Origin of the sequence: Streptomyces albiaxialis (assembly GCF_039530985.1) — a bacterium.
In the GTDB taxonomy this organism is placed as follows: domain Bacteria; phylum Actinomycetota; class Actinomycetes; order Streptomycetales; family Streptomycetaceae; genus Streptomyces; species Streptomyces albiaxialis.
This window is the reverse complement of sequence record NZ_BAAAPE010000005.1, coordinates 99,361-114,298: the sequence shown is the minus strand read 5'-3', so window position 1 is coordinate 114,298 and position 14,938 is coordinate 99,361. Positions and strand designations below refer to the sequence as shown.

The following is a 14,938-nucleotide window of genomic DNA, read 5'->3' as shown; positions in this document are numbered from 1 at the left end:
AACGAATGAAAGTTAGCCTAACCTAACCTGTGGCGTTGTCACTACCGCCTCGCCAGGCTCGCCACAGCCGTGCGTACCAGCCGCCGAGCGCCACCAACTCCTCGTGCGTGCCCTGCTCCACCACGCGGCCCGCGTCGAGCACGGCGATCCGGTCCGCCGCCATCGCCTGGGTCAGCCGGTGCGCCACGAAGAGCGTGGTGCGACCCGCGCAGGCGGCCAGCACCGCCCGCTCCAGCTCGGCGGCGCCCTCGCTGCCCGCCTCCGCCGTCGACTCGTCGAGCACGACGACGGGGGCCCGGCCCAGCACCAGCCGGGCCAGCGCGATCTGGGTGACCTTGGTGACGTCCAGGCGTTCGCCGCCCTCGCCGACCCGGGTGCGCAGCCCCTCGGGGAGCGCCTCGGCCCACTCCTCGGCGCCGACCGTGCGCAGCGCGTCCCGCAGTTCGGCCTCGGTCGCCCCGGGTGCGGCCAGCCGCAGGTCGTCGGCGAGCGGGCCGGAGAAGACGTGCGTCTCCTGCGTCAGGATGCTCACCAACGCACGCGCCCCGGCCTCGTCCAGGTCCGCGAGGTCGGTCGGCCCGATGCGCACCGACCCGGCCTCCGGCGTCCCGATGCCCGCGATCAGCGCGGCCAGCGTCGTCTTGCCCGCGCCCGTGGCGCCCACGAGCGCGAGCGAACCCCCGGCCGGGATCGTGAGGCCGACGTCGCGCAGGACGGGTTCCTCGGTGCCGGGGTAACGGAAGGTCAGGCCCTCGACGTTGACCGCGAGGGGGGCGGGCGCCGCGGCACCCACCACACCGGACTCGCCCTCGGTCCCGGCGCCGGGCCGTGCGACGGGCGCGTCGCCCACCAGTCTGTCCTCGGCGTCCTCGCCCAGCACGCCCACGAGGCGGGTCAGGCTGGCGCCCGACTTCTGCGCCTCGTCGAACGTGAACATGATGGCGCCCAGCGGCGTGAACAGCCGATGGAACATCAAAGGGGCCGCCGAGACCTGGCCGAGGCTCGCGGCGTCGGCCTCCAGCAGGGCGTACCCCACCACGATGATGAGGACCAGGCCGATGAACTCCGCGCGGTTCTCCCGGCCGACGAACCGCCCGAAGAACCGGAACACCTCGATGCCCAGGTCGCGCACCCGCCACGACTTCTCGGTGACCTTCTCCCGGAAGACCCCCTCCAGCCCGTACGCGCGGACCGTGTCGATGCCGTCCAGACCGCTGATCAGCGCCTGCGCGCGGTCGGCCTGGGCGGCGCGCTGCTTGCGGTAGAGCGGCGCGGAGCGGGGCAGGTACCAGCGCAGCGCCAGCGCGTACGCGGGCAGCGCGCCCGCGCCCGCGAGGCCCAGCCGCCAGTCCAGCCCGAACATGCCGACGGTGGCGATGGCGACGAGGACGCCCGCCGAGAAGACCGTGGGGATGGCCATGCGGATGCCCTTGGACAGCACCGCCACGTCGTCCCCGACCCGGGAGAGCACATCGCCCCGGCCCACCTGCTCGATCCGCGCGCTCGGCATGCCCAGCACGGAACGCACGGCGCCCTCCCGCAGCGTCGCGAGCAGGTCGGCGCCGAGCCGTCCGATCAGGTACGTCGACACGGCGGTGGCCACCGCGCCCAGCAGCGCGGCGGCCACGAGCACCACTCCGATCGTGGCGAGCACCGAGCGGGGCTCGTCCCCGACCACCCCGTCCACGACCCGGCTGAGCAGGAGCACGGGGAGGACCTGGAGTGCCGCGCCCGCCACCGTGCTCACCACGGTGGCCGTCGACAGCCAGGGCCTCTCGCGGCAGTGCGCGCCGACCCAGCGGGCGGCCTCGCGGCCGCTCGCCGTGCGCAGGGTCTCCCGGGGCCGGGGGCCGGGGGCGCGTGCCTCGTCGGGGCGCGTCTCGGTCGTGCTCACGCCCGCCGCTACCCGGCCGACTTCACGAGTTCGTCGATCGCGTACGGCAGGGACAGCAGCGTGGCCTGCGACATGGCGGCGCCGGCGGCCGGGCCCTCGCTGTCCAGCAGATAGGAGACCTTGTCCTTCTTGACCGCGTCCAGGTTGGCGAAGAGCTTGAACTTCTTCAGCGCCTTCTGGTCCGCCTTGTCGTTGATGACGAAGATCCGGTCGACGTCGACCAGGTCGACGCGCTCGGGGGAGAGTTCGACGGAGAACTTGTCGCCCGCGATCTTGTCGATCTTCTTCTCGCCCTTGAAGCCGATGCCGGACAGCAACTGCCCGCGTACGTCCTTGGTGGTGAAGGGCGCCACGGAGTTCTTGTACCAGGACAGCGCGACGGCGGTCTGGTTCTTGAAGTCCGGGTGCTTCTTGCGGGCCTCCGTCATCTTGTCCTCGATGCCCTGGACCAGCTTGTCGCCCTTCTTCTCCTGGCCGAGCGCCTTGGCGATGTGGCGCGCGTTGTCCTGCCAGGGGGCGCTGAAGGGCTCCTTCTCGGCCTTCGTGCGGCCCACCGTGGGAGCGATCTTGGAGAGCTTGTCGTACGCGGCCTGGTCGATCTCGGAGTAGACCGCGATGATCAGGTCGGGGCGGAGGGAGGCGATCTTCTCGTAGTTCGGCCCGGAGTCGCCGTTCTTCATGATGACTTCGGGCTTGCTGTCGCCCCACTTGTCCTTGACCCAGGGCCACTGGGTGTTGATGTCGGGGGACTTGCCCTGCGGGTTCGGGTACTGGTCGGTCATGCCGACCGGCTTGGTGCCGAGCGCGAGGACGGCCTGGTCGTCCGTGTAGCCGACGGTGACGACGCGGCGCGGGGCCTTCTCCACCTTCGTGGTGCCGAACGCGTGCTCCACGCTCGTCGGGAACGCGCCCTTGGCGGCGGCCGGGCTGTCGTCGCTCGGCTGGTCCGAGGAGTCGGAACCGCATCCCGCGAGGAGGCCGATGCCGAGCGCGGCGGCGGACACCACTGCCGCCAGTCGCCGTACCGGTCCCGTGAACGTCGTTCTGTGGAGGAGCATCCGTCAATCCTCTGCTTTCGCGCCGACCGCTGCGTCCCTGTGCGCGGGCGCAAGCGGCGCCCGGCTGAGATGAGGTTAGCCTAGCCTAAATGTGCCTTGCGCGGATCTAGCCGAGCAGCACGTGGGTCCGGCCGATCGGGACGATGAGCGGGCGGTCTCCGACCGGGTCGTCGATCACCTTGGCCCGCAGCCCGAATGCCTCGTCGAGGAGTTCGGCGGTGATCACCTCGCGCGGGTGCCCCTGCGCCAGGATCGCCCCGTCCTTCATCACGATCAGGTTGTCGCTGTAGCGCGTCGCCAGGTTGAGGTCGTGCAGCACCATGACCACGGCGCACCCCGTCTCGTGCAGGTCGTCCACGAGGTCGAGCACGTCGACCGCGTGCGCCAGGTCGAGATACGTCGTCGGCTCGTCCAGCAGCAGCAGGTCGGTGCCCTGAGCCAGCGTCATGGAGATCCACACGCGCTGGCGCTGCCCGCCGGAGAGCGAGTCCACCGGCCGGTCGGCCAGATCCGCGACGCCGGTCATCGCGAGCGCGCGCTCCACGATCCCGGCGTCGTCCGAGGACCACTGGCGCAGCCAGCTCTGGTGCGGATGCCGCCCCCTGGCGACCAGGTCGGCCACCGTGAGCCCCTCGGGCGCCACGGGCGCCTGCGGCAGGAGGCCGAGCTTCTTGGCCACGTCCTTGGTCCGGAGCTTGGCGATGTCGTCGCCGTCCAGCACGACCGTCCCCTTCGCGGGCTTGAGCAGCCGCGACAGGGTCCGCAACAGGGTTGTCTTGCCGCAGCCGTTGGGCCCGATGATCGTGGTGATGACCCCCGGGGGTATCGCCACGTCGAGCCCGTCGATGATGCTCCGGCTCCCGTACCCGACCGTGATGTCACGGACGGCCAGCCGGGGGTCGTCCGTGCGCGGCCCGTCCGTGCGCCCGTTCGTACGGCCGGGCGTACGCGCGTCCGTACGCGGGACGTCCGCGTCCCCGGGGACGGTCTTCGTCCCGCCCGTTCCGGTCCCGGTGATGTGCTGAGCGGTCACAAGACCCCCTCGACTTAGGTTCGCCTAGCCTTTGTACATCTATCGGAGGTTCGCCCGCACCAGCAGGTAGACGAGAAACGGTCCGCCGATCGCCGCGGTGACCACGCCGACGGGCAGCGTCAACGGCAGCGCCACGCGCGCCACCAGGTCCGAACCGATCAGCAGCAGCGCCCCGACCAGGCCGGAGGCCGCCATCGGCGGCGTCGGATACCGCGCGAGCCGCATCGCCACCTGCGGCGCCACCAGCGCGACGAACGGCACCGGTCCCGCGGCGCTGACCGCCACACCGGCCAGCAGGACGCCGCACAGCAGCAGGACGGCCCGTACGCGGGTGTACCGCACGCCCAGCCCCGCGGCGATCTCGTCGCCGAAGTGCAGCGGCTTGAACTGGAAGGCGACGCAGGTCACGACGGCGAGCAGGGCCAGCGCGCACCACAGCGCCATCCGCACCTCGTCCCAGGAGCGGTCCTCCAGCGAACCGACCAGCCAGGCCTGGGCCTTGGCCACGTCCCTGATGTCGGCCTCGACCAGCAGCCAGGTCGTCAGCGCCTGCGTCACGGCGCTCACCGAGATGCCGATGAGGATGAGGCGGAAGCCGTCGATGCCGCGCCGCCAGGCGAGGAAGTACACCAGCAGCCCCGCGCCGAGCCCGCCCGCGAGCGCGGCGACGGACAGGCCCACCGAGCCGGCCACCGCACTGGCCGCGCCGCCCGACGTCGTCACGAGGAACACCGCGACCACCCCGGCGCCGCCGGTGATCCCCAGGACGTCGGGGCTGGCCAGCGGATTGCGCGCGACGGACTGGGTGATCGCGCCCGAGACCCCCAGCGCGATCCCGACCAGGAGCCCGACCAGGGCCCGCGGCATCCGCAGGTCCATGATCACGAACTCGTCGGCCTGCTCGCCCCGGCCGAAGACCGTGGCCATCACCCGGGGCAGCGCGATGGAGAAGTCGCCGGTGCTGATGGAGAGGCAGAACACCAGAAAGGTCGCCGCCGCCAGCACCACCGTCACGGTCACGAGCCACGGCCGCCATACGAACGACACGGGGCCGACCCGTATCCCCGGCGGCACCGTCGCCTTGGCCTCTGTTCCGTCCATGGTTCCGTTCATGGTGCCGCTCACGCCTTCTTGAACTTTCCGCGCCAGACCAGCACCGCGAAGAACGGGGCGCCCAGCAGCGCGACCACGACCCCCGCGTCCAGCTCGCCCGGCCGTACGACCAGCCGCCCCACGATGTCGCACACCAGCAGCACGACGGCGCCCAGCAGCCCCGCGTACGGGACCAGCCAGCGCTGGTCGGGGCCGGTCAGATAGCGGGCCACGTGGGCGACCATGAGCCCGAGGAACGCGATGGGCCCGCACGCGGCCGTCGCCGCGCCCGCGAGCAGGGTGATGGCGAGGATGCCGACGGTCCGGCTCAGCGCGAGGTTCACGCCGAGCCCCCGCGCCACGTCGTCGCCCAGGTTGAGCAGGTTGAGTGCGGGCAGCGTGGTCAGTGCCAGCACCAGCCCGACGGCGATGAATCCGGCCACCGGCCAGATGACGTCGAAGCCGACCCCGGCCACCGAGCCCGTGTTCCAGAACCGCAGCGCGTTGAGCGACTGCTTGTCCGAGAGGGCGACGGCCGTGGTCATCGCCGCGAGGAAGACCGTGATCCCCTGCCCGGCCAGCGCGAGCGTCAGCGGATTCCCGGCGCCCCGCCCGAGGCTCGCCAGCCCGAAGACGACGACGCCCGAGAGCGCCGCCCCGGCGAAGGCGAACCAGACGTACTGGAACGGGTTGCTGAAGCCGAACAGGGCGATCACCGAGACCACGGCGAACGACGCGCCCGCGTTCACGCCCAGCAGGCCCGTGTCGGCGATCGGATTGCGGGTGTACCCCTGGATCAGCGCCCCGCCGACGCCCAGCGCGACGCCCGCCACCACCGCGAGGACCGTGCGGGGCACCCGCACGGTCCGCACGATGAGCCGGATCTCGGTGAGCCGCTGGTCGGGGTCCGGCGGCGCGAAGAGCCCGTGCCACACCTCGGCCGGGCTCAGCGCGCGGGCACCGACGGCCAGCGACAGCGCCGCCGCGACCACGAGCAGCGCGCCCAGCGCGACCAGTCCGGCGAGCCGTCGCCGGCGGACCCCCGTCGTGACCCCGGGAGCAGGGCGTTCCAGTGCAGTCGTGGCCATGCCGCCGTACGTTATCCCTTCGGTGCCGGGCCACCGGACGGGACCTCGGCCGATGCCGCGGCGCCCGCTGTGCGGGGGCCGCCGCCCGCGGCGAGCAGCGAGTCGAGGATCTCGCCGACCCGGACCGCGGTGTTGGACAGCAGGGACGAGGTGATGCCGTGCGTGTGCTCGGTGCCGCCCTGGAGGTAGATCCCGCAGCGCAGTCCCGGGTCCGTCACCACGCGGTAGTCCCGCTCGACGCGGACGCGGCCCTCCTCGTCGCGCAGACAGCTCCCGGCGACCTCGCCGAGCGGCCCGAGGGGGTCGGCGGGCCCGTAGCCCGTGGCGAAGACCACGAGGTCCGCGTCGAGGGGCGTCTCCTCGCCGGTGACGAGGGACTGCACGGTGGCGCGGACGTGGCCGGAGGTCTCCTTGACGTCGGCGAGCCGCGAGACGTTGAAGAAGCGCAGCCGCTCGGTCCCGAGGACCTTCTCCTGGTACATCAGCCGGTACAGGCTGTCGATCAGGTCGATGTCCACCACGGAGTAGTTGGTGTTGCCGTGGTAGTCCATGAGCTGGCGCTTGACGTTCTCGGGCGCGGCGAAGTAGTCGTCGACCGCGCCGGGGTCGAAGATCCGGTTGGCGAAGCCGCTGTCGTCGGCCGGGCTGTAGCCGTAGCGGGAGAACACCGCGCAGACCTCGGCCCCGGGGAAGCGCCGGTGCAGGTACGCGACGTTCTCGGCGGCGCTCTGGCCCGCGCCCACCACGACGAACCGCGAGGGCTCGGCGCCCTCCCCGCCCTCGGCGGCCTCCAGCGCGTCGATCCTCGTCAGCAGCTCGGAGTTGTGCCAGACGCGGTCGCCCCGCTCCACGCCCTCCGGCATCAGGGGCCGCAGCCCGGTGCCGATGACGAGGTTGCGGGCCCGGTGCACGGCGAGGCCCTCGGCGGAACGGACCGTCACATCGAGGAACTCCACCTCCCCGTCGCCGCCTTCGCGGACGACGGGCGCGACGCCGACGACCTCGTGGCCGTAGGAGACCATGCCGTCGACCTGGGCGGCGGCCCACTCGAAGTAGTCGTGGAACTCCGCCCGGAGCGGGAAGAGGTTCTTGTGGTTGATGAAGTCGACCAGCCGCCCCCGGCTCTTGAGGTAGCACAGGAAGCTGAACTCGCTGGCGGGGTTCCGGAGGGTGACCAGGTCCTTGAGGAAGGAGACCTGCATCGTCGCGTCGTCGATGAGCATGCCGCGGTGCCAGCCGAAGCGCGGCTGCTGCTCGAAGAAGTGAGCGGTCACCGCCTCCCGCTCGCCGACGCGTGCGTTGTGCTCGTCGAGCGCGATCGCCATGGCCACGTTGGACGGGCCGAAGCCGATCCCTATGAGGTCATGGACCGTTGGTGCGTCACCAGGAAGAACCCGTGACATGTCACTCCCATCGTGCGGGGCCGCCGCCTGTGGAGGCGTGGGGGATGTACGGGGACGGGCACGCCGGTGGAGCGGCGCCACGCCCTCACAACTTAGGTGAGCCTAAGCTAAACCCGTGGAGCTGTCGATAGGGGGCCCCGGATGATGGGCGGACTCCGGTGTCCATCAAGTGGGGTACCGCATGTGCGCGTTGGCCACTAAGGTAAGCCTTGCTTTAGTTTTCGCCGGTCAGCGCTTTTCTGAGGAGGAACCCATGCGGGTCGTCATGTTCGGTTACCAGACCTGGGGCCACCGCACCCTGCGAGCCCTGCTGGACTCCGAGCACGACGTGGTGCTGGTCGTCACGCACCCCAAGAGCGAGCACGCGTACGAGAAGATCTGGAGCGACTCCGTCGCCGACCTCGCCGAGGAGCACGGCGTCCCCGTGCTGATCCGCAACCGCCCCGACGACGACGAGCTGTTCGAGCGCCTCAAGGACGCCGACCCGGACATCATCGTCGCCAACAACTGGCGGACCTGGATCCCCCCTCACCTCTTCGCCCTGCCGCGCCACGGCACCCTGAACGTCCACGACTCGCTGCTGCCCAAGTACGCCGGGTTCTCCCCGCTCATCTGGGCCCTCATCAACGGAGAGCCCGAAGTCGGCGTCACCGCGCACATGATGAACGACGAGCTGGACGCGGGCGACATCGTCCGCCAGGAGTCCGTGCCGGTCGGCCCCAGGGACACCGCCACCGACCTCTTCCACAAGACCGTCGACCTCATCGCCCCCGTCACCATCGGCGCCCTCGCCCGGATCGCCGCGGGGGAGACGGAGTTCACCGCGCAGGACCGCTCGCAGGCCAGCTTCTTCCACAAGCGCGCCGCCGAGGACATCCGCATCGACTGGACCTGGCCCGCCGAGGACCTCGACCGGCTGGTCCGCGCCCAGTCCGAGCCGTATCCGAGCGCCTTCTGCTTCCACCGGGGCAAGCGCCTCGAAATCCTCGGCGCCGTGGTCTCCCAGGGGCGGTACGGGGGCACGCCCGGCCGGATCTTCTACCGCGAGGGCGACGGCGTGGTGATCGTCGCGGGCGCGGACGCCCGCACGGGCCGCAACCACGGCCTGGCCGTCACCCGCGTACGGGCCGAGGACGGCCGGGAGCTGGCGGCGACGGACTACTTCACGTCGATGGGCGGCTATCTGACGAGCCGCCCCTGAGGCGGGCGCCCGCACACGAGGCCCCCATGCGCGCATGGGGGCCTCGCCGAGTACGTGGGGGGACGAAGCCGTCAGTCCTGGACGACCACGTTCCTGCCGGGACCGCCGGAGATCGTGTCCTTGCCGGGGCCGCCGTACAGCTTGTCGTCGCCGCTGTTGCCCCACATGCGGTCGTCGCCCGCGTCGCCGCGCAGCACGTCGTTGCCCCTGCCGCCGTACATCTCGTCGTTCCCGTCGCCGCCGGTGACCGTGTCGTCGCCGTCGTCGGCCCGCAGGATCTGGTCGCCCTTGCCGCCGTGCAGCACGTCGTCGCCCGCGCCGCCGTCCAGGAACTCGCCGCCGTCGGCGGTCGAGACCGTGTCGTCGCCGTCGTCACCCGCGGCCGAGCCGTACGCCCCTGTCGCGAGGACGTCGTCGTCCGCGCCGCCGTGCACCTGGGCGCCGTCCGTCCTGCCGCCGTGGTCGCTGTTCCACTCGTCCTTTCCGTCGCCCAGCCGGACGCTGTTGAAGTAATAGACCTGATCGGTGGCATTGTCGAAGGTGGCGGAGTCGTCACCGTCGCCCAGATCCATTTCCATGGATTCGAGCGGCGACTGGCTCTCGGGCGCCTCGACCGTGCACGAAATCCGCGTCTTGTCGGCGCCGTCGGGGTGCGAGCAGCCGTTCCCGGCCTCGACCGGAACGGAATCGTCGATGACATAGGTGAACTTGGAACGGTCGTCGGTGTACGACTGCGCAATGGCCACCTTGTTGGTCTGACCAGGGGCGGCGGTGTATGTGAGGTGCCACCCGTACTCGTTGACCGAGGCGGTGGCCACCGGCTCGGCACCGGCCGCGGGCCCGGCCAGGGCGACCGGCACGGCGAGCCCGAGCCCGAGAACGGGCGCCAGCGTCGAGACGGTCAGGGCACGGCGTATCCCGCGACTGCCGGGGCGAGAGGACATTGCATAACCTCCGTGAGGCTGTGGTGAATTCCTTCCGCGTGGTGTGACAGCCCGGCCGTGCACCCGGTTGCCCGCCTTCGGTGAATAAATGGATTGTGCAATATTACGGGCCGTGGAATTCATTCCCGGTTCCCGGCCCATTCACCTGGAGGCGGGCCCCGCACCTCAGTCCGCCGGGAGCACCGTGAGTTCGCGGTGCGTCTGGTTGAGGCGTTCGCCGCCGTCCTCGGTGACCGTGACGATGTCCTCGATACGGGCGCCGAAGCGGCCGGCCAGATAGATGCCCGGCTCGATCGAGAAGGACATGCCCGGTTCGAGCGGCAGGTTGCTGCCCGCGACGATGTACGGCTCCTCATGGGTGGAGAGGCCGATGCCGTGGCCGGTGCGGTGGATGAAGGACTCCCCGTAGCCCGCCGCGGAGATGATGTCCCGCCCGACGGCGTCGAGCCGCTCCGCGGTGATGCCCGGGCGCACGGCGTCCGTCTGCGCGGCCTGGGCGCGCTCCAGGACCGTGTACAGCTCGCGGAACTCCGCGGGCGGCTCGCCCACCGCGTACGTACGGGTGGAGTCCGAGCAGTAGCCCTCGGGCGTGGTGCCGCCGATGTCGACGACGACGGGGTCGCCGGTACGGATGATCCGCTCGCTCACCTCGTGGTGCGGGCTCGCGCTGTTCGGCCCGGAGCCCACGATGACGAAGTCGACGGTGACGTGCCCGGCCTCCAGGATCGCCTCCGCGATGTCGCGCCCGACCTCCTGCTCCGTACGGCCGGGACGCAGCCACTCGCCCATGCGGCGGTGCACGCGGTCGATCGCCGCGCCCGCCCGGCGCAGCGCCTCCGTCTCGGCGGGGGACTTGCGCATCCGCAGCTCGCGCAGCACGTCACCGGCGAGGACCTGCTCGGTGCCGGGCATCGCCGTGCGGAAGGCGAGCAGCTTCTCGGCCCACATGTGGTTGTCGACGGCGACGCGCTTCGCGTCGCCGGGGAGACGCCCGGCGACCAGGGCGTACGGGTCGTCGGTCTCGTCCCAGCCGAGGATCTCGACGCCCAGTCCCCCGGCCGCCGACGCCCGCGCGGCGGGCTCCTCCAGGGCGGGGACGACGAGGAACGGGTCGCCGTCAGCGGGCAGGGCGAGGCAGGTGAGGCGCTCCAGCGGCAGCGCGTGATAGCCGGTCAGATACCGCAGGTCGGCGCCCGGGGAGACGAGCAGCGCGTCGATCCCCGCTGCGGCGGTCACCTCGCGGGCACGCGCGAGACGGGAGGCGCCCTCGTCGGCGAGGGCGGACGCGGACGGGTGTTCGGAAGGCTCGATCATGACGGCCACGGTAGCGCCACCGCCGCGGCCTCCGGCGTTCACGCGCCCGCCGCATATGCCGTAGGGGCACTTCGCACATCGGCGGATGCGTCCGTCCTATCGGCACTTGGCATCATTCCGCCGGACCCGGCCCCCGAACAGACTCTCCGGCAGCAGGAATCCAACCGGAAGGACCGGCCCCCGCCCCCACGATCCCCCGTTCCCCACGCGGAGCCGGTCTGCGGATCACAAGGAGACCCCCCGATGAGATACCGAAGAGCCGCTCTGCCGGTGACGCTCGGACTGGGCGTGGCCGTCACTCTCGGCATGGGCGCCGCCCCCGCCTCCGCGCAGGAGGCACCCGCCCCCTCCGCACCCGCGATGGCGAGCACCCAGGGCTACACAGACGCGGGCGAGAGCCGGAAGGCGAACGAGAAGTTCTTCAAGGCCGTCGTCCAGGACGCCCTGGAGAAGCAGGCCGAGAAGCCCGGCATCCAGCAGGTCACCGTCACGTACGACGCCCGCCGCGCGCCGACGTTCCGGAGCCAGATAGCCAACAGCACGTCCATCTGGAACTCCTCCGTGCGGAACGTCCAGCTCCGTGAGGGCACCAACGCGTCCTTCACCTACCGCGAGGGCAACGACCCGCGCGGCTCGTACGCCCAGACCGACATGCACGGGCGGGGCTACATCTTCCTGGACTACCGGCAGAACCAGCAGTACTCCTCCAACCGCGTCGTCGCCCACGAGACCGGGCACGTGCTCGGCCTGTACGACAACTACAGGGGCCCCTGCTCCGAGCTGATGTCCGGCGGCGGCCCCGGCCCGTCCTGCACCAACGACCGGCCCAACGCGACGGAGCGCGCCCGCGTCGACCAGCTCTGGCAGAACGGGGTGGCGAGCGTCGCCTTCGACAAGGTGGCGTTCGGGAAGTAGCCCCGGCAGCCCCCGGCCGCCGGTAGCGCCCGGCCGCCGGTAGCGCCCGGCCGCCGGTAGCGCCCGGCCGCCGGTAGCGACGGTCAGCCCCGTCCCTCCGGCTCCACGCCGCCGCCTCCGCCTCTCTGCCGTTCCGGTCAGATGACACGGAACAGATCGGCGGCGGCGTGGACGTCCGTGAGGTCCTCCACCGAGCGGAGGTTGTCGCACAGCGCGTCCAGCACCGAGTCGGCCTCGGCGGCGCGCGGGGCGCCGATGGCCACGCCGAAGACCCGGAAGCCCAGCCGCCGCTTGGCGTCCCGCCAGCCCCGCATCCACTCCTCGGTGACCTCGCACTCGTCGTCCGTGAGCATCACGATGTCGCCGCGCGTACGGGCCGCGTGGGCGAACTCCTCCTCCAGCAGCTCGCCCGCCGCCGACAGCGGCGCCTGGTAGCTGGTGCCGCCGCCCAGGAAGCTCTCGGCGAAGTCGAGCACGCGGCCGGGACCGGCGGTGCCGGGTTCCCCGGCCGGGAAGCGGAAGACGCGGACCTTGTCGGCGGCGGAGAAGAGGATCCCGACGAAGTCCCGTCCGGCGTGCCGCGCCTGGTCCAGCAGCGCCAGCGCGCAGGCCTTCGCCCACGCCTCCCGGGTCACCCCGCCCGGACCCGCCTCGTACATGGAGTGCGAGGTGTCCACGCACGCGATGACGGCGCCACGGCCCCGGGGCCGCTCGTCCTGGCTCTCGTAGAGCATCAGCTCCCCGGCGGCGTACCGCGCGGCGAACACCGCGCGCAGCTCGGGCAGGCCCAGGTGGGCCAGCTCGGAGGGGATGAGGCGGGAGAGATCGTCGCCGAGGGTGACGCCGACCAGCTCCCCGGTGGTGTTCTCGACCTTGCGGGCGCGCTCGCCGTCGGCCATCCGCCGGAAACGGCCGATCAGTTCGGCCCAGCGCGCCAGTCGGCTGGTGCGCAGCCGCTCGGCGAGCCGCGCCCGCTCGTCGTACGGCAGCCGCTCCAGCTCGCCGGGGTCCATGCCCCACGCCCGTACGAGCGCGGCCTCCTCCCGCGCCTCGCCCGGAGCGGGCGGCGCCGCCACCTGCCGTACGGCACCGGGGGCCCCGGGCGCGGCGGGGGCTTGCGGGGCCTGAGGGGCCTGGGGAGCCTGCGGGGCTCGGGGAGGGAGCTGGCCCGGGGGCGGCTGCCCGGGGTTGTGCGGGACCGCCTCCGCCCGGCCCGCCGGATCGGGCGTACGGCCCTCCTGCCGCCGTGCGTCCCGGGCGTCCCGAGCGTCCGGAGCGCGCTCCAGCGAGCGGCGCAGCGCGGAGGCCTGGGCGAGCACGGTCAGGGCGGCGGCGTACGGGTCACCGGCGGACTCCCGGCGCAGCACGGCGAAGTCCGGCGACTCCACGAGCGAGGCGACGACCCGTTGCTGGACGAGCCGGGAGGCGGGCATCTCCTCGGGGCCGCGCAGCCGGGGGCCGGTCTTGTAGGCGGCCAGGAACACGTCGGCGAGGAGGTCGGCGGCGTGCGCGTCGCGCGCCCCCAGCTCCTCGGCCAGCTCGCGCAGCGCGGCCGAACGCCCGTACGTCTCGCGCCACGTGGCCCGGTCGTAGTCGTCCGCGACGACGGCGGCCGTGTGCCCCTCGTGGCCTCCGGTGTTCAGAGCGGCCCCTGCGCCACGCTCGCGTCCACGCCGAGGGCCTCGGTGAGCACGCGGGCGCGGACGGCGCGCTGGCGGGCGGTGACCCGGTCGATGGCGGCGGTCGAACGGCCCGCGCGCGCCGCCTCCCGGCGCAGGATCTCCAGCCGCTTCCCCGCCTGCGCGAGCTGCCCGTGGGCCTTTCTGATGACCCAGTCGCTCAGCGCCTCGCGGGACTGCCCGGCCAGGGCGTCGAGCTGGGTCTCCAGCTCCTCGACGACGTCCGCCAGGTCGAGGGCCTCCTTGGCGTCGGGGTTGACCAGTTGCAGCACCTCGCGTTCGACGGCGGGGCGTTCGGCGGGGGAGTGCCACAGCACGTGCGTGAGGACGGACAGGTCGGCCTCCGCGACCTCCGGGCGGCCGTCGAGGTACGCGGACGCCTGGAGCAGGCCGACCGCCTGCCGCCAGCGGCGGTCGGAGGCGACCAGCTCCCTGCGGCGCAGCGCGGCGCGCAGCGTGCACACCGCGTCGACGATCCGCTCGGGGACGTCCACGGACGGGACGCCCTCGGTCACCGCCTGCCGCAGCGCGGCCAGTTCGACGGTGGTCCGGGCCGGTGTCTCCGGGCGGCGGACGGCGGAGCGGACGAGCGCGGCGAAGTTCGAGGGGTCCTCCAGATAACCGACCTCGATCCGCACCAGCAGGCGGTCGTAGATCGCGGCGGAGTCCTCGCCGTCGGGCAGTTCATTGCTCGCCGTGATGGCGCCGATGAGGGGGCAGGGGATCGGGGCGCCGCCGTTCTCCGGGTGGTAGATCCGCTCGTTGAGATAGCCCAGCGTCTCGTTCAGCGCGGCCGTGGAGCACTTGAAGATCTCGTCGATGAACGCGATGTGCGCGGTCGTGGCCCGCCCGTCGTACACCTGGCGGTATTCGCCTCGGGCCAGCGCGGCCACGTCGATGGGCCCGAAGATCCGGGTCGGCGCCGTGAACTTCGAGAGCAGGATCTCCCAGTACGCCGCGCCCTCGACCCTGCCCGACAGCTCCCGGGCCATTTCCGACTTCGCCGTGCCGGGCGGGCCGAGCACGAGCGAGTGCTGGCCCGCCAGCAGCGTCACCACCAGCGTGCGCACCACGTCCGCCCGCTCGTAGAAACGGTCCGCCAGCTCGTCGCCGATCATCCGCAGTCTCTTCGCGGTGTCCTCCGCGCCCATCCCCACCCCGACCCTCTGATCGTCCTCGGCCTGTGCAAGATTACGCGGCGGCCGCCGTTCCCTTCATTACTCACGACTAATCGGCCGGTATCCGATTCGGTGTTGTTCCAGGCCACGGCTTCGGCTGGGATGGGTGCCGCAGGTGCGCCGCCCCCGGCGCCGCGTG

Annotated in this window: 12 protein-coding genes; 2 read left to right on the top strand and 10 right to left on the bottom strand. The window is 72.1% G+C overall.

Annotation, left to right across the window (positions count from 1 at the left end; translation table 11 throughout):
- Window positions 1-22 precede the first annotated feature (22 nt).
- From ABD343_RS08605 to ABD343_RS08580, 6 genes are all read right to left on the bottom strand, one after another.
- Window positions 23-1,894: an ABC transporter ATP-binding protein gene (locus tag ABD343_RS08605; protein ID WP_425578127.1), complete on the bottom strand. Its 1,872-nt coding sequence runs from the start codon at window positions 1,892-1,894 to the stop codon at window positions 23-25.
- An 8-nt stretch (window positions 1,895-1,902) separates the two neighbouring features.
- Entirely contained in the window at window positions 1,903-2,952 is a 1,050-nt protein-coding gene (locus ABD343_RS08600) for an iron-siderophore ABC transporter substrate-binding protein (protein ID WP_344525799.1), read from the bottom strand.
- 106 nt (window positions 2,953-3,058) lie between these two features.
- Complete coding sequence (locus ABD343_RS08595; RefSeq protein ID WP_425578126.1) at window positions 3,059-3,985, bottom strand: ABC transporter ATP-binding protein; 927 nt, start codon at window positions 3,983-3,985, stop codon at window positions 3,059-3,061.
- Window positions 3,986-4,024: 39 nt separating this feature from the next.
- The gene (locus ABD343_RS08590) at window positions 4,025-5,086 is read right to left on the bottom strand and encodes a FecCD family ABC transporter permease (RefSeq protein ID WP_344525797.1); all 1,062 of its coding nucleotides are present in this window, start codon (window positions 5,084-5,086) and stop codon (window positions 4,025-4,027) included.
- A gap of 20 nt (window positions 5,087-5,106) precedes the next feature.
- The gene (locus ABD343_RS08585) at window positions 5,107-6,165 is read right to left on the bottom strand and encodes a FecCD family ABC transporter permease (protein ID WP_344525795.1); all 1,059 of its coding nucleotides are present in this window, start codon (window positions 6,163-6,165) and stop codon (window positions 5,107-5,109) included.
- A gap of 11 nt (window positions 6,166-6,176) precedes the next feature.
- A complete protein-coding gene (locus tag ABD343_RS08580; protein WP_344525793.1) occupies window positions 6,177-7,568 on the bottom strand; it encodes a lysine N(6)-hydroxylase/L-ornithine N(5)-oxygenase family protein in 1,392 nt (463 codons plus the stop codon).
- Between the two features lie 253 nt (window positions 7,569-7,821).
- On the opposite strand from ABD343_RS08580, the gene ABD343_RS08575 reads away from it, so the two are divergent.
- On the top strand, window positions 7,822-8,769 hold the full coding sequence (locus ABD343_RS08575; RefSeq protein ID WP_344525791.1) for a methionyl-tRNA formyltransferase: 948 nt from the start codon (window positions 7,822-7,824) through the stop codon (window positions 8,767-8,769).
- Between the two features lie 71 nt (window positions 8,770-8,840).
- Here the strand turns inward: ABD343_RS08575 and ABD343_RS08570 are convergent, their stop codons facing one another.
- Together ABD343_RS08570 and ABD343_RS08565 are read right to left on the bottom strand one after the other, a co-directional pair.
- On the bottom strand, window positions 8,841-9,713 hold the full coding sequence (locus ABD343_RS08570; RefSeq protein WP_344525790.1) for a calcium-binding protein: 873 nt from the start codon (window positions 9,711-9,713) through the stop codon (window positions 8,841-8,843).
- 165 nt (window positions 9,714-9,878) lie between these two features.
- The gene (locus tag ABD343_RS08565; RefSeq protein ID WP_344525789.1) at window positions 9,879-11,027 is read right to left on the bottom strand and encodes a M24 family metallopeptidase; all 1,149 of its coding nucleotides are present in this window, start codon (window positions 11,025-11,027) and stop codon (window positions 9,879-9,881) included.
- Window positions 11,028-11,270: 243 nt separating this feature from the next.
- Here ABD343_RS08565 and snpA point away from each other — a divergent pair, with 243 nt between their 5' ends.
- Window positions 11,271-11,942, top strand: a complete 672-nt coding sequence (gene snpA, locus ABD343_RS08560) for a snapalysin (RefSeq protein ID WP_344525788.1) — start codon at window positions 11,271-11,273, stop codon at window positions 11,940-11,942.
- Between the two features lie 137 nt (window positions 11,943-12,079).
- Here the strand turns inward: snpA and ABD343_RS08555 are convergent, their stop codons facing one another.
- The gene (locus tag ABD343_RS08555) at window positions 12,080-13,585 is read right to left on the bottom strand and encodes a VWA domain-containing protein (RefSeq protein ID WP_425578138.1); all 1,506 of its coding nucleotides are present in this window, start codon (window positions 13,583-13,585) and stop codon (window positions 12,080-12,082) included.
- The gene (locus ABD343_RS08550; protein ID WP_344525786.1) at window positions 13,582-14,772 is read right to left on the bottom strand and encodes an AAA family ATPase; all 1,191 of its coding nucleotides are present in this window, start codon (window positions 14,770-14,772) and stop codon (window positions 13,582-13,584) included. The genes ABD343_RS08555 and ABD343_RS08550 overlap by 4 nt, the downstream gene beginning before the upstream one ends.
- Between the last annotated feature and the right edge of the window lie 166 nt (window positions 14,773-14,938).

Bases quoted from the DNA above. Each gene is read 5' to 3' on its own strand.
- ABD343_RS08570 (WP_344525790.1), bottom strand. From the start codon at position 9,713: ATGTCCTCTCGCCCCGGCAGTCGCGGGATACGCCGTGCCCTGACCGTC.
- ABD343_RS08600 (WP_344525799.1), bottom strand. From the start codon at position 2,952: ATGCTCCTCCACAGAACGACGTTCACGGGACCGGTACGGCGACTGGCG.
- ABD343_RS08580 (WP_344525793.1), bottom strand. From the start codon at position 7,568: ATGTCACGGGTTCTTCCTGGTGACGCACCAACGGTCCATGACCTCATA.
- ABD343_RS08550 (WP_344525786.1), bottom strand. From the start codon at position 14,772: ATGGGCGCGGAGGACACCGCGAAGAGACTGCGGATGATCGGCGACGAG.
- ABD343_RS08575 (WP_344525791.1), top strand. From the start codon at position 7,822: ATGCGGGTCGTCATGTTCGGTTACCAGACCTGGGGCCACCGCACCCTG.
- ABD343_RS08590 (WP_344525797.1), bottom strand. From the start codon at position 5,086: ATGGACGGAACAGAGGCCAAGGCGACGGTGCCGCCGGGGATACGGGTC.
- snpA (WP_344525788.1), top strand. From the start codon at position 11,271: ATGAGATACCGAAGAGCCGCTCTGCCGGTGACGCTCGGACTGGGCGTG.
- ABD343_RS08585 (WP_344525795.1), bottom strand. From the start codon at position 6,165: ATGGCCACGACTGCACTGGAACGCCCTGCTCCCGGGGTCACGACGGGG.
- ABD343_RS08565 (WP_344525789.1), bottom strand. From the start codon at position 11,027: ATGATCGAGCCTTCCGAACACCCGTCCGCGTCCGCCCTCGCCGACGAG.